Source organism: Pseudoalteromonas sp. NH0006-46, from assembly GCF_057547735.1.
The window spans coordinates 169,045-183,681 of the sequence record NZ_BAAJML010000006.1 but is presented as its reverse complement, the minus strand read 5'-3'; the positions used below and the strand labels follow the sequence as shown (position 1 = coordinate 183,681).

Below are 14,637 nucleotides of genomic sequence, written 5' to 3'. Positions count from 1 at the left end.
TTTATCTCTTAATTTTTAATTATGAGTACACACACCAAGGCTATAAACAAACACAACGAAATACTTTTCCAGACTAAAACCGGATCGCGTTTCATTATTGAGTCTTTCGGGGCGGTACTTTTTAAATGTGGATTAGGTTTATTGATATCACTTATAAATTCAGAAAATGCGTGGTATCTGAATTCGGGTTTGGGAGCCAATGCTTTCATTAAAGCCTGATCTAACCAAAACGGGATATCTGCTCTGTGTTTACGAATACTTGTGTATTGCCAGTGACTGTAATCTTTTGGTACGTGATTATGCGCAAGTGGCTGATACGGCAATTTTGAACATAATAATTCGTACGCAACAACGCCCAGCGAAAATAAATCACTCTTAAAATCGGCGTGCATAGTGATAAGCGTCTCTGGTGCAGTGTAATCTACCGTACCTTGCGGGCAATCATCAGCAATTTGCTTTACCGACTCATCCATAGCCGCAACGCTTACCGTGCCATAATCGATTAATGTTACTTTGCCGTGAGCGTTTACCATCACGTTATCGAGTTTTAAATCGCGATGTACCATATCCAAACGCTGAAACGCTCTAAGTGCTTGTACTATTTGTTCAATAATACTGCGCACTTGGGTAATTTCTGGGTGCGGCACATCATGCTTCCAATCACTTAGTGTTTGCCCGTCCATGTATTCGCAAATATGATATAAAAATCGGCTTTGCGATTGCGTATTTAAAACTTTCATTACATTGGGGTGATTAATACGTTGCCCCACCCAGCCTTCTCTTATGAAGCCTTGAAGGTAGTGCACATCATCTTCAAAATTTACCGAAGGCGCTTTTAATACAACAGGCGGCGTATCGGGCGTTTGTTGCACTAAATAAATGTGCGAGCGGCTACTAGCGTGTAATTCGCGGATAACAGTAAAGTCATCAATTTTTTGGCCAACCTTTAACGGTGGCGGAATTTTTCGCCTAGTTAAAGAGTGATATAACTCGTCTAAATTTTGTTTTGCAATACTATTCACTTTTACAAGTAGGCAGCTTACGTTGTCGTCACTGCCTCTTGCTATGGCAAGCTCTGTCACTGCTTTTGCTGCGTGCTCTAAATTAGTATGCTCATCAATTAGCTTTTGTATATCACTGTATGGCAACACATCGTGTACACCATCGCAGGTAAGTATATAAATATCATCCGCTTTAAGTTCAACTTCGTATACATCAATTTCTTGATGAAGTTGTGCACCTAAAGCTCGCGTTAGGGTATCGTTTACTTTATGGTCGCGTGTTATCGCCTCCATACTTTTTTCACGTAAACGCGTGATTCGGGTATCACCTAAATGAAAAATATAACCCGTAGCCGATTTTAAAATAAGCGCTGTAAACGTGGTCATCCAATCGGCTTGGCGCTGGCCAAGGTGATTGTAATTAACCGATTGCGAATACAGCCACTGATTTAAACTAGCCAATACCTTAGATACCGACTTTTTAACGGCCCAACTTGGCGGTGTATTTAAATACTCATTTATAAAGTGCGTTACCGATAACTGTGACGCCTGTTTAGCATTTTTTGCTGATGAACACCCATCGGCCAAGCAGGCAATAACCCCTTTTGACTCTTTTTCTTGCGTTTGAGTATTAAGAGCAGCAAACGCATCTTGGTTTTCGGTTTTTATACCTTTGCTACTGTGCCCACCAAACTCAACGTTAAGTTCGTTTGTAAGTGCGCTGGCTTTTTGGGTTTCATCAAACATAAATATGCCTTAAGTCACAGAAATAAGTTCAACGGTGCCATCTTCGTTTACTTCTGTGATATGGCCATCGGGTTCTTTCATGAAAAATAATGCACCTAAACCTAACAATGCACTTGCAGCAATAATCATAAAGAATGTTTGATAATCAACTAATGAGAGCGCCGTTAAATATACAACAGCCCCTACATTACCGTAGGCTCCCGTCATACCTGCAATTTGCCCAGTTAAACGGCGTTTAATAAGTGGCACAGCCGCAAATACAGCGCCTTCCCCTGCTTGCACAAAAAACGAACACGCCATGGCAGCGGCAACTGCAAGCCAAAGCGGCCAGCTAGCGTCAACTAAGCCCATAACAAAATAACCTACAGCTAAGCCGGTGGTAAGTACAATCAGTGTTTTACGACGACCCATTCTATCTGAGATCCAACCACCACCCGGGCGAGAGGCTAAGTTCATAAATGCATAGGCTGATGCAAGTAAGCCTGCGTACACCATATCAAGGCCAAACACCTCACTAAAAAATAATGGCAACATAGATACAACGGCAAGCTCTGAGCCAAATGTTGTAAAATAAAGAATATTTAAAACTGCCACTTGTTTAAATTCGTAACGGTGTGATTCAGGAACAGGTTGCTTAAAAATATGGCCGTTTATGTCGTACGTTTTATAAACTTCGTAAAGATAAAGCAGCACCAAAAATACATATGTACCAATAACAAAATTTTCTGAAAGTAAGTTTGCGCCAGTAGGCGATAATTTCCAAGTAAGTAGTGCTAAAGCACCGTACATAGGTAGCTTCATTATAAGAAGTAGTACAAAGTCGCCTTTACTCGTTACTTCCATTGCTCCTACTTTTTTAGGCTTAAAGTAAGTGCCACCTTTTGGCGCGTCAGTTACGTTTACGTACCATATAACACCAAAAATGACGCTTAATACACCGGTTAGGCCTATCGCATAACGCCAGCCATCGTCACCGCCAAACATAAGCGCTAATACAGGCAATAGCATAGCAGCAGCTGCAGAACCAAAGTTACCCCAGCCACCGTAAATACCTTCGGCTGTACCCAACTCATTTGCCGGGAACCACTCGCTCACCATACGAATGCCCACAACAAAACCCGCACCAATAAAGCCAAGTGCAAAACGCGCGATAGCGGCTTGCTCAAACGTAGTGGCCAATGCAAACATAAAACACGGAATACTACACGTAATGAGTAAAGCCGCATAAACAATACGCGGCCCAAATTTATCGGTAAGCATACCCACCACAACACGCGCAGGTATTGTTAAAGCCACATTTAAAATAAGCAGCGTTTTTACTTGTGCCATAGTAATACCTAGCGAACCCGCTATAGCGCCTAATAATGGCGCATGGTTAAACCAGACAAAAAATGAGATAAAAAACACCATCCAGCTTAAATGCAGTATTTTCATTTTTCCGCTAAACGATATGAGATTAAACCCAGTACTCGGTTGCATGTTATTTTTCCTTAGTTACGTTTGTAGTTATTTATAGCAGTTACTACTTTATTATTAATTACACTGCTGCATTTGTTAATTTCACGTTAACCATACTGAGCAATTAGCGAGCCAATAATTTATTTTATTAAAAATCATTGACTTACGTTTTCCCTAATTCGTTATAATTTTCATTTGCACTGTTAAGGTAATCAATGTGAGCACTAACAGTGCAATTACTTTTAACCCCGTTCTTGCCCACATATTCTAAAAATTGCTATTGTGTATAAAAATAATGAGAAGCCGCTAATGACTAAACCAGCCCTGACTTACCAACAACAACTGCGCTACTCGCGTCATATAATGCTTCCTAAATTAGATATAGAGGGGCAAGAAAAAATATGGCAGTCTCATGCGCTTATAGTAGGTTTAGGCGGTTTGGGCTGCCCCGTTGCACAGTACTTAGCAGCATCAGGGGTAGGAACCTTAACGCTTGTAGATAACGATGTGGTTGATGCGACTAACTTGCAAAGGCAGGTACTTTATAAACAAACAGACATAGGATGCTTAAAAACACACGCGGCTAAAGCACAGTTAGCGAGTCTAAATGATGAAATAGATATACATACAATTGATGTATTTTTAGATGAGCAGTCAACGCTTGACGAGCTATTAAATAATATTGATATAGTAATCGATTGCTCTGATAACTTGCCTACACGTAATTTACTCAATAGCGCCTGTTATAAAACAAAAACACCGCTCGTTTCAGGCTCTGCAATTAGAATGGAAGGCCAAGTTGCCTGTTTTACCATGCAGGAAAATAGCCATTGCTACGCGTGCTTATCGCAGTTTTTTAATGAACAAACACAAAGCTGCTCTGAATCTGGCGTGCTCTCCCCTATTGTTGGGCTAATTGGCAGTATTCAGGCAACTGAGGCACTAAAAATACTTGCGGGTTTACCAAGCGGCTTGAGTGAACATTTATTGCTGGTGGATGGGCTCAGCATGGAGTTTAACCGCTTTAAAATCCCTAAAAATAGCCAGTGCCCCACATGTAGTCAATAACTCGGGTTTTGATTATTTTACTCCAAGTTATGAATAGCGGCGTAAAGTGTATCGCCTAATTTGTAGCTACTTTGCTCCCGTAGCCTTTTAGAGTGCAAACAATACAAGGTTTGCCCATCAATATTTAACGCAAGCTGCCATGAGCCGTTAATAAGTTCTGCATTAACAAGCACCCCCACTAACACATTACTGTTATTTACATTTACTGGCCTATCGGCACTGACAGATATTTTCTCACACTCTAATATCAGTTTACTTCCTTGCTCCACAGCGCTGGGTAATGCAAATAGCTGCTGTTCGCTTTCGTGCAGTTTAAGCTGATACACGCCGTATTTTTCATCAAATTTAATTATTTGAAAGTTAATTAGGCTCAGTGGTGTTTGTTTATTATTAGCGTAAATAGCTTTAGCCACCAGCGCACTTGGGCCGTGATTAATTACCTTACCATTATTAAGTTGCACAAGGGTATCGCAACAAAACAACAACTCCTTTAAAGAGTGGCTCACAAGTATAAATTTAATATTATATTCTGCAGCAAGCTCACTAATTGTTGAAAGTGTTTTAAAGCGCAGTGGCCAGTCAAGAGCGCTAAATGGTTCATCTAAAATAATAAATTTTTGCCCTGCTAATAATGTGCGGGCAAACACAACACGTTGGCGCTCTCCGCCCGACAAACTATGTACATCGCGCTTTAATAATGGTTGTAATTCAAGCGCCTCTATTACTTTTTGCTCGGTTAAATCAGTATGCCTATTAGTACAATGCGTTTGTGTGAACGCTAAATTACCTGCCACATCTAAATGCGGAAATAATGGGCAAGACTGAACCTGTAGTGTTACCCCGCGTTGCTCAGTCGGTAAGTGATCCACTTGCTGGTGATTTATATAAACACTCTGCTCGCCCTCAAGCCCACTAATACAGCGCAGCAATGTCGACTTTCCTGAACCTGATGGGCCAAAAACCCCAGCTATAGAAAACGATTCAAGGTGAAGCTTTATATCTAAATCAAAATGATTAAGTGCTTTAAATAGGGTTAATTTAATCATGTTATTGTTTAACCCCCACTATGCTTTTATTAAATTTAAATAAGAGCACTAAACAGGCAAACGAAATAGCGAGTAAAATAAGCGAAAGCTGATGCGCAGCTGCATAGTTCAACGATTCCACATGGTCGTACAAAGCAATAGAAACCACTTGAGTTTCTCCTTGTATGTTGCCACCAATCATAAGTACTAAGCCAAACTCACCCAATGTATGCGCAAAACCCAATGCAAACGCACTACCTATACTGGGTTTTAATAACGGCAAAATTAAATAAACAAAGCGTTTAAAGTGGCTTAACCCCAGTGCTATTGCAGCTTCATTATAGGTTTGATTAATTTGCTTAAACCCTGCAACTAAGGGCTGCATTACAAAAGGAAGAGAATAAAAAAGCGAACCAATAACCACCCCCTGAAAACTAAACGCCAGCTGCGTGCCTGTTAGCCAAAACCAAAATTGCCCAACTGCATGCGTAGGTGAAAATAAAACAAGTAAGTAAAAACCAAGCAAGGTCGGTGGCAATACTAACGGCATTGCAATAAGCGCTTCTAAAAACGGTTTAAATTTACCTTTGTATCCCGCTAGTTTGTATGCAACAGGAATACAAAAAGCGAGTAATAATATAGCGGTTATAAAGGCTAGTTTAATTGTTAACCACAGTGCAGTTAAATCACTTTGAAGCATTGCTATCCTTTGTTCTATACCCTAATTCAACAAGCTTTTTCTGTGTGTTGCTGGTCATTAAAAAATCCATAAGCTTTTGAGCGCTCACTATTTTTTTACTCGTTTTAATAATCACCCCCTGTTGAATAATTTCCGGATACTCGCTAGGCGGTATTAACTTATACGACAAATATTGAGGATCTTGACTGGTATTAAACGCCATTTTTAATGTAGAAACAGCCACTATCCCTACAGATGCATTACCACTTTGAACAAACTGAAAGGCTTGCGTAATGTTATTCCCATATACATAACTTATTGGCTTTTTAAAATTGGCATTAGCGTAAAACTCAGACGCTTGCCCATAAGGTGAAAAACGCGGGTTAGCTATAGCTACTTTTTCGTTTAGTTTATTAGCATTGGGCTGCCATACAGCAAGTTCACCGAGCGCATAAGTAACTAATGTACTTTCACTAGCAAATCCCTCTTTGATTAATGCTTGAGGGCGCACATTGTCAGCCGATAAAAACACATCAAACGGCGCACCATGCACAATTTGAGAATATAAAACCCCACTCGATGCTGCTGATATTTTTACTTGTATACCCGGTATTGGGGAGTCTTGTAGCAAGGTTTGTAGCACAGTTTTAAAATTACTTGCCACCGCAACATGTATTGTTTCTTTTGCGTTTAACGTACTTGAAAACACGCAAACACCCAACAAAAAATAACCCAGCCATGTATTGTAAAGCTTTGACATTATAAGTATTGTTTTAAAAAATGATTTAAGTAAGCAATATATATGAACGATGTTTGCAATGCACCCGGTTTATTACCCATACAAACCGCAATCAGTAATATGTTGGACGCAATTAGCTTCAATAAACTCACCGAAACAATACCTTTAATGAGTAGCGTTGGCCGCATTTTAGCTACTGATGTTAAATCAACAATTAATGTGCCCGCTCATGATAACTCGGCAATGGATGGTTATGCACTGTGTATCAGCGACGGCCTTACCACCTACAAACAAGTAGGCAGTGTATTTGCTGGGCAAACCTTCGACAAAACGCTTAATCCTGGCCAATGCGTAAGAATTATGACCGGTGCAGCATTGCCACCTGGTGCTAACGCCGTTGTTATGCAAGAAAACGCCACTGTTAATAACGATGAAATTACTTTTTCAGGCACTATTGAGCTCAATAACAATGTCCGTTTTGCTGGTGAAGATATTGCAGTAAACAGTGTGGTATTAAAAGCAGGCAGAAAGCTTAAAGGTGTAGATGTAGGGTTATTAGCCTCTATTGGCATAAATAAAGTAAACGTTTACGAAACACTCAAAGTAGCCGTGTTCTCAACTGGTGACGAACTAATAGAGCCGGGTAATACCTTACCTACAGGCGCTATTTTTGAAAGTAACCGGGCTGTTATTATTAGCGAACTTAATAATCCCAATATAGAAGTTATTGATTTTGGTATTATTGCTGATGACAAAACCTTGATTAAAAACACCTTTTTAAAAGCGAACGAGCAAGCCGACGCCGTTATTAGCTCAGGCGGTGTATCGGTTGGTGAAGCCGACTTCACAAAAGAAGTATTAAACGACATTGGCGATATTCACTTTTGGAAAATAGCCATGAAACCAGGCAAACCCTTTGCCTTTGGTAAATTGCCTAACAGCTACTTTTTTGGTTTACCTGGCAACCCAGTTTCTGCCGCTGTGACGCTTGAGCGACTTGTAAAACCAGCATTGACTAAACTATCAGGCAATGAACATAAAACCACACTACGTTTAAAAGCAGTCTCAACTCAGCAAATTAAAAAGCGCCCGGGCCGTACAGATTTTCAACGTGGTATTGCAAGTAACGATGAAAACAATAGCCTTGTTGTTAAACCTGTTGAAAAACAAGGCTCAGGTGTACTGTCGTCACTCAGTAAAGCAAATTGCTTAATTGTAGTCCCTGCACAAAGTGGCAACATTGCACAAGGCGAAACCGTTGAAATAGAACTGCTGTAATACCAGCGAGCAATAATACAAAAAGCCCAACTAGGTGTTCACCTTGTTGGGCTTTTTAATATTAGTTTATAAAACTAAAGGGGGTTTAAAACAACGATTCAAAATCACCATTTGGAAATAAAACACCCGGAATACCACGAACAGCGGTAACCTCAGCAATTTTTGTATCACCAAAGTATAAGCCGCCACTGTAATTACGACCCGCTTGTTTTACATCTAACCAGCGACCGTACTCACCTTTAGCAACTAAGCTAATATTGCCATTAACATCGCGAATACGAAGATCTAACGCTTGCCCTTGGGCACTCACATATATATCTGTTGATGTTAGCTCTGTTAAATTATCTACAGCACCCACATAAGCAAATTTAAAATCGTTGGCAGCACTTAGCGGAAAATCTAATTCAAAGGTAAATGCTAAATCATCATTTTCTTCACCAATAAAGGGGGACGATTCAATTGCAGTAATATGAAACGCGGTATTTTGAATATCACTTTCATAATCACCTTGAAAATTAAAAGACGATAACGTGTTAGACACCTCTGCAAATGAGTCTACAAAACGATTTAAATTTAACGACAAATCCCCTGCCAACTTACCATTAGCCTTATTAATAACAACATCTGTAGTAAGCTGGGCAATACCTGTATCAGCGTCTGGGTTTGTTTCGTTTACCACCTCAATACCATCAAACTGAATCAGTAACTCGCTAACATCAACACTCAGTATCGTTGCACCATTGGTTACCGTAGCACTCATTACCCCCTCAATTTTATTGCCTAACACACCACTTACTCTAAAAGTAGGGATAGATAAGTCTATGCTGATAGGAAGGTCATCGTAGGTACCCGTTATAGCCCAAGTATAAGGCGATTTGCTGTAATCAATGTCTAAATTTCTAAGCGAATATTGCCCAGCAGGCACTGAGTCATCAGCCAGCGGAGAATAATTTGTTATTACCTCGTTGAGCGCATTAATAAGTGCAGTCAGTGTTGCTTGGGTATCTTCATCAAACGCGCCCTCAAGTTCAGCAAACTTAGCATCGATTTCTTCTGAATAGCTTTTTTCTTGAAGCCTTGCCACACCAATAATGTTTCTAACATCAACAAGCAACTCTCTTGACTCTAAGCTTTGTGCTTCGCTTACACGTGGCACCCACTGTTGATAAGTAGTTACACTCGCAATTGTTTGGTTTACTTGGCCTGCAACGTTAGGTAATAAGCCATTTCCCTGTTCATTAAACAGATTATCGGGAATGTATTGAGCAGCTAATTGGCTGTAATCTTTCCATGCTTGCTGTTCAGTATCATTACTAGAAAAAGCATTAAATGCCGCATCTACATTAAATGTACTATCAGCTACGCCTGCAATAATAGCGGCATACGTAAATGCATTTGTGATCATTTCAGCTTCAACACTTGCTGTAAGGTTACTGTGCGTTAAATGATAAAACGGCGTGGCCGATAAACTAGCCTTTGCTGCACTTAAGCCGGCATCAGTGATAGCTGTACTTAATGGAGAAAAATACACCGCGTTCACACCAGGGGCAATAAACGCATCGGCCTTATAATTTAATGTAACAGCCGTCGGTTCTTGAAAATCAACTAAGCGGTTGCCGTTTAAATCATTAGGGTCGTCACGCACGGTTCTGCCACAACCGGTAAATCGCGGACATGGGAGCGACGTGTTATCAGGTATAAATTCAAAACGGCTATAAGCGAGTGGTGTGACAGTAACACTAAAGGTATTAATATTATCAACGTCAATTGATTCTTGAATAACACCTTCACTATTTAAAATATTAAGCGTACCCTGTGGCGACTGCCAATTAGCTACAAAAAAACGTGCTGTTGAATTAGTTGTAATTTGAGTTAAAGCCACGTTTTCATTGTTATCAGTACTCGAAGATGATCCACCACAACCCGCTAATGCTACTGCAACCCCTAAAGGTATAATTTGTTTTAACATCTTCATTCCTTAAAACTTAATGTTCATGTACCAATTTATATTTGCATAATACGCTTTATCCAAATCTAAACTATCGGTTTGCAAATTAAGACCAAAATACTTGCTTTCAATACCCACTAAGTAAGCTTTACTTTTAGTTTCGTAGCCAGCCTGTACTTTCCAATGGTCCCAAAAGTGAACTCGCCCTTTTAACTGGCTAAATGTATCTTGATCGTAGCGTTTAAGAGTTAATTGAGTAGAAAATCGATCATTAATTCTGTAATCAGCAAACGCTTGCATGCGCATTTTCATATCAAAATCGTGAGATTGCGTATTACCAAATGACGACGTTTTTAAAGATACCGTTGGCTGAGTTATTATGTCGCCATTGTCGTTTTGGCTAAATGGAATCTCAGTGGTTTGGCCGTTTACAAAACCACTGTCTTCGTAATCTGTTTTATAAAGTAAGTCTTTAACGCTAAAGCCTACATGTAATTCATCATTTACTTGCCAATCAGCAAATATATCTAGGCTGTAACCTAGCCCTTCAGGGTTTTCAGAGGGAGTAAACTTTTTAAATAAAATATCTTTTGAATAGTTATAATCAACAGATATATCGCCTTCTACTTCATCACTGTAAATACGTCCATCAACTATCCCATCTTGAAAATGCGTACTCGCAAACACAGACAATTTTGGGGTAATGGTTAATGCATTTTTGTCTAAAAATTTAAAATCGTAAGACACAAAAACACCGTTAGACGTTGCCTGTTTGGCGTCTAAAAAGTAAGTGTAATATCTATCTTCAAAAGCAAGATCATTTTTTTCGGTGTGCGTATATTTTGCCGTATCAGGGTCAAAGTTTAATACGTAGTCAAAGCGACTTTGCAGTCCAACTTTAAAATTACCGTATCCTACACCTACTTCAAATATATTGTACGTAAATGCACTGTCACCCGATGTTAGCGGCGCATCAAAGTCATCAACAAATGCCTGAACTGGTTGCGCTTCGGTATAAATTTCTGCGTCAAAATGAGTAAAAACTTGAAACTGATTATTAGCGGATGCAAGTGGAGAAAGTAGAGCTGATGAAAATCCTAGCAAAAGAATTTTTTTTTTCATAATTTAATCGCTTTCAATAAAAAAAGGGAAAAGCACACTGCTTTTCCCTTTAATAGTTTAAAAATTACTTGCTTGAGTCAATTAAATCAACATCAGTGTAATCCATTGTTACACCATCAATGTAAGTGATTGAAAGCCCATTAGTAACTTTAGTAGCAGTACCAAACGACATCATCATGCCTTCGTACATCGCTTTAACGTCGCCAGTGTAACCTGTAGACTCAGCACCCATAAGAGATAATGTGTAACCCATTGCTGCGTCACCTTTAACCATTACATCTAACATGCTTTGATCTTCATCGCCGCTTGCGTCAACCGTACCCATAACTTTAAAGTCTAGGTCGCCCGACATACCTTCAAGAGTAACAGTACCCATGTCAGTCGCGTCATCAGCAGTTACATTTAACATACCAGTAAACCCAGAATCACCGTCCATAATTGTAACGTGGTTCCAAGTTTCAGTATTAACGATTTCAGCGTCATCTACTGTGTCAGCATCTACTTCGCCGTCAAATGTAAATATTAAACAAGAATCAATTTGAGTCTCGTCAATATTACCAGCTGCAAAGTCAACACAATCTGCAAGTGCATTAGTTTGCGTGTCTGCAGTCATTAGCTCAACCGTAGCGTCACCACCAACTAGCGTAGCGCCCCAAGCAACAACTAACTGCTCACCTTGGTAAGATGCAGCAGCGCTGATCATTTCACCTGTGGTTGCATTGTTAAGCATAAGCGTTAGGTCGTCTAAGCTGTAAGCATAAGTCCAGTTGGGTTGACGAGTAGACGTACCCTCACCAGAGTTGCCCATATCAGCAAGTTCGTTAATTACGTCAGCTAATACATCAGCTGCATCAAGAACCGCTTCACCACCAGTACTTGTAAGTACAGTCATTGTACTTAGTGACTCTGATGTTGCTTTAACAGATACAAGTACTTCAAACTTAGCAACTGCATCTTGCGCTGTTAATTGTAGAGCATACGCTTTAGCAAACTGCTCTGATGCAAGTTCAGCTTTAGCCGCCGCTGTAACAGCCATTGCCTCTGCAGCGTCAATTAAATCTTGTGCATCTGCGCTGTCAGCATCTAAAGCTAAGTAAGCTTCTGCAGCAGCTAATGCTTGTGCAATAGCAACTTCTAATGCGTCAACACTTGCAGAAAAATCAGAAGCCGCAACAATTGCAGCGTCTGCAAGTACTAGCGCTTCAGCTGCATTTTCAGCGTTGTCTACCATTGCATCTTCAGCAGCAGATAGTGCTGTTGTTGACGCTGTTTCAGCAGTCATTGCAGCAGTTTCAGCCGCTAGCGCTAATTCATTTGTTTCTGTAGCAAGAGCAGCAGCTGCTGCAACTTCTGCATCAAAATCAACAAGTGCTTGTGCTGCTGCAGCTACAAGTGCTTCAAGTTCTGTATTAAAAGTAGAAACTTTATCAATTTCAGCAGAAGAACCGACAACTAACGCGTCTGCATCATCTAAAATCTGTTGGTAATCAGTGTTATTAGCCACAAGTAAAGTAGCTACAGACACTAAACCTTGAGACTGTACAAATAATGCATCTGATTCACCGGCTAAATCAGCTACATCGGCTTCATTTGCAAGTAACTCAACCGCATTTGCAAACGCAACGGCTGTGTCTGCGTCAACTACAGTGTCACCACCTAGTGCTTGTACTGCAACTAAATCAGCCTGCGCAGCAGTAACTGATGCCTGAATTGACACTAGCTCAGCTTCTGCAACAGTAACGGCAGCAGTTGTTTTAGCTGCAAGTTGCATGTAAAAGCCATCGCCCACTGTACAATCGTCAGTACAACCAATTTTCTCAAGTGCTTTTTTAGATTTTTCAGCGGCCTTTGCTAAACCGGCATCACTCGCTGCACCATTTTTAACAGCTTTATCTTTAGCAGCTTTTGCCTTTTTAGCAATACCTGTAGATTGCGCAGCAAACGCCGCTTTTTCAGCGTCAGTCGCATCTGGGTTGTTTACAGCAAATGCAGCTGCTAGTGCAGCTTCAATATCGCTTTCTTCACCTGTAGCAATTGCAAAGAAAATATTAGCTGTATTTGTAGCAGCTTGTTGTAATGCAGTGGCTAGTGCAGCTATCTCTGCATCGTCACTACCTGTTACTTTACCTGCTTTAATACCAGCAATAAGTTTTGTCATGTTGCCGTTAATGTCAGAAAGGCCCTGAATAGATGAAGCAACTTGAGTTAACGATAAAATACCATCGTCTAGCATTTCTTCACCGTCAACGTCAGTTAAATCAACTGCACCGCCGTTAGAAACATCACCTAGCAAAGAAGCTAGTAAAAGTGCTGTATCTGGGCCTAAAACTTGAACAAGCACATCAACACTTGAATTAGCAATACCAGCAGCATCAACACCTTCACCTGCATCAATTAAAAGTTGTGAAACAAGCGTTGTTAAGAAAGTCGCATTTGCTCTAAGTGAACGCGCTACGTTTGCGTCGCCTAAAGCACCACTTGCGCCAGATGCATCAGCTTCTACCGCTGGAATAAATTTAACAACAGAAAGCTCTAGGTCTGTTTTGTACCACTCGCCAAACTCAATCGCTGTATCGCCATCGTTAACATCGTCTTCTGCTGCTGGTGCTTCATCGTAAGTACCACAACCTAGGTAAGCATCACAACGTAGGTAGCTATCGTCACCTTCAGCTGATGTTTTAACTGTGATGTATACAGGACCTGAAAAGTCATTTTCTAAGTAAACGCTGTAACGACCACTTTCGTTTGTTAAAACGGCTTCTGGGTTTGCTGCTAAAATGCTTGCAGCAACAGCTGCATCTGCAGCTTCTTGAGTTGACTCTTCAGCAGAGAATGTTTCAGCTTCAGCTGAAGCCGCTAAACGAAATGGTACTGCTACCATTTCACCTGTTGCATCTAATGTTGAAACGCTAACCACCGCGTTCATCATCGCACCTTTAACCGCTTTACCTGTAACTTCTACGTTAAATAAAGCCGTGTCTTCTGAGCTAAAAGATTCCGCCGGTGGTGTTGGTGCAACATAGTTATTGCCATCGTTGTCAGAACCACACGCAGTTAAACCGAGTGTAAGTGCAACTGATGCCGCTATTGGTGTAAATTTGATCATACGCTTCGCCATTTATTTCTCCTTGATAGCTATGAAATAAGTATCTGAAAAAGTTTGGTTAAACTTGGGTAAGCTTATTCACCGTTTACAAAAAATGTAAACAAGCACAATAATCTAACCTTTGTTACTAGAACTTTAAAAGTACCATTAAGCTATGAGTTGTTGCTACATATTTATACATATAAAATGATGTAATTTTAGTTTAACGCCATGTTTTAATTTTTATAGGCCTTAATTAAATTCAATAACCTAGGTTAGAGCCACAAAAAACCAACATGTTGGTTTATAATATATCGTGTTTGTTGATTGATTATTACATTAAATTTAGTTTGTTAAATTTTTTCTTCAAGTATTTGCGACAGAACATTAAAAATAAATGTAGAATGGAAGGAAATCAACCCTAAAGCATTTAGTTTTAATGAAAAAGCAAACCTTTAGAACTAACCAAGCCAATCCCTTGTTTATT

The 14,637-nt window shown here is 40.0% G+C and carries 10 protein-coding genes; 2 read left to right on the top strand and 8 right to left on the bottom strand.

The window, feature by feature from the left end; all coding sequences use genetic code 11:
* Nucleotides 1–8: 8 nt before the first annotated feature.
* Both AC27I2_RS13195 and AC27I2_RS13190 read right to left on the bottom strand, forming a co-directional pair.
* On the bottom strand, nt 9–1,748 hold the full coding sequence (locus AC27I2_RS13195) for a bifunctional protein-serine/threonine kinase/phosphatase (protein ID WP_487204525.1): 1,740 nt from the start codon (nt 1,746–1,748) through the stop codon (nt 9–11).
* Between the two features lie 9 nt (nt 1,749–1,757).
* Entirely contained in the window at nt 1,758–3,227 is a 1,470-nt protein-coding gene (locus AC27I2_RS13190; protein ID WP_487204524.1) for a NarK family nitrate/nitrite MFS transporter, read from the bottom strand.
* A gap of 288 nt (nt 3,228–3,515) precedes the next feature.
* Between AC27I2_RS13190 and AC27I2_RS13185 the strand changes: the two genes are divergently transcribed.
* Nucleotides 3,516–4,274: a HesA/MoeB/ThiF family protein gene (locus AC27I2_RS13185; protein ID WP_487204523.1), complete on the top strand. Its 759-nt coding sequence runs from the start codon at nt 3,516–3,518 to the stop codon at nt 4,272–4,274.
* Between the two features lie 17 nt (nt 4,275–4,291).
* Here the strand turns inward: AC27I2_RS13185 and AC27I2_RS13180 are convergent, their stop codons facing one another.
* The 3 genes from AC27I2_RS13180 to modA are packed head-to-tail and all read right to left on the bottom strand — an operon-like array spanning nt 4,292 to nt 6,738.
* Nucleotides 4,292–5,320 (bottom strand): ATP-binding cassette domain-containing protein, encoded by a 1,029-nt coding sequence (locus AC27I2_RS13180; RefSeq protein ID WP_058405462.1) that lies wholly within the window; start codon nt 5,318–5,320, stop codon nt 4,292–4,294.
* Between the two features lies 1 nt (nt 5,321).
* Nucleotides 5,322–5,999 (bottom strand): molybdate ABC transporter permease subunit, encoded by a 678-nt coding sequence (gene modB, locus AC27I2_RS13175; RefSeq protein ID WP_058405461.1) that lies wholly within the window; start codon nt 5,997–5,999, stop codon nt 5,322–5,324.
* Complete coding sequence (gene modA, locus AC27I2_RS13170; RefSeq protein WP_138528473.1) at nt 5,986–6,738, bottom strand: molybdate ABC transporter substrate-binding protein; 753 nt, start codon at nt 6,736–6,738, stop codon at nt 5,986–5,988. Before modA ends, modB begins: the two co-directional genes overlap by 14 nt.
* A 42-nt stretch (nt 6,739–6,780) precedes the next feature.
* Here modA and moeA point away from each other — a divergent pair, with 42 nt between their 5' ends.
* A complete protein-coding gene (moeA, locus tag AC27I2_RS13165; RefSeq protein WP_487204522.1) occupies nt 6,781–7,995 on the top strand; it encodes a molybdopterin molybdotransferase MoeA in 1,215 nt (404 codons plus the stop codon).
* 85 nt (nt 7,996–8,080) lie between these two features.
* Here the strand turns inward: moeA and AC27I2_RS13160 are convergent, their stop codons facing one another.
* From AC27I2_RS13160 to AC27I2_RS13150, 3 genes are all read right to left on the bottom strand, one after another.
* Nucleotides 8,081–9,964 (bottom strand): hypothetical protein, encoded by a 1,884-nt coding sequence (locus tag AC27I2_RS13160; protein WP_487204521.1) that lies wholly within the window; start codon nt 9,962–9,964, stop codon nt 8,081–8,083.
* Nucleotides 9,965–9,973: 9 nt separating this feature from the next.
* Nucleotides 9,974–11,065 carry a hypothetical protein gene (locus tag AC27I2_RS13155; RefSeq protein ID WP_138528467.1) on the bottom strand — a complete coding sequence of 364 codons (1,092 nt, stop codon included), beginning with the start codon at nt 11,063–11,065 and terminating at the stop codon, nt 9,974–9,976.
* 64 nt (nt 11,066–11,129) lie between these two features.
* Nucleotides 11,130–14,183: a hypothetical protein gene (locus tag AC27I2_RS13150; protein WP_487204520.1), complete on the bottom strand. Its 3,054-nt coding sequence runs from the start codon at nt 14,181–14,183 to the stop codon at nt 11,130–11,132.
* Nucleotides 14,184–14,637: the final 454 nt, after the last annotated feature.

Bases quoted from the DNA above. Each gene is read 5' to 3' on its own strand.
- AC27I2_RS13195 (WP_487204525.1), bottom strand. From the start codon at position 1,748: ATGTTTGATGAAACCCAAAAAGCCAGCGCACTTACAAACGAACTTAAC.
- AC27I2_RS13190 (WP_487204524.1), bottom strand. From the start codon at position 3,227: ATGCAACCGAGTACTGGGTTTAATCTCATATCGTTTAGCGGAAAAATG.
- AC27I2_RS13185 (WP_487204523.1), top strand. From the start codon at position 3,516: ATGACTAAACCAGCCCTGACTTACCAACAACAACTGCGCTACTCGCGT.
- AC27I2_RS13180 (WP_058405462.1), bottom strand. From the start codon at position 5,320: ATGATTAAATTAACCCTATTTAAAGCACTTAATCATTTTGATTTAGAT.
- modB (WP_058405461.1), bottom strand. From the start codon at position 5,999: ATGCTTCAAAGTGATTTAACTGCACTGTGGTTAACAATTAAACTAGCC.
- modA (WP_138528473.1), bottom strand. From the start codon at position 6,738: ATGTCAAAGCTTTACAATACATGGCTGGGTTATTTTTTGTTGGGTGTT.
- moeA (WP_487204522.1), top strand. From the start codon at position 6,781: ATGAACGATGTTTGCAATGCACCCGGTTTATTACCCATACAAACCGCA.
- AC27I2_RS13160 (WP_487204521.1), bottom strand. From the start codon at position 9,964: ATGTTAAAACAAATTATACCTTTAGGGGTTGCAGTAGCATTAGCGGGT.
- AC27I2_RS13155 (WP_138528467.1), bottom strand. From the start codon at position 11,065: ATGAAAAAAAAAATTCTTTTGCTAGGATTTTCATCAGCTCTACTTTCT.
- AC27I2_RS13150 (WP_487204520.1), bottom strand. From the start codon at position 14,183: ATGGCGAAGCGTATGATCAAATTTACACCAATAGCGGCATCAGTTGCA.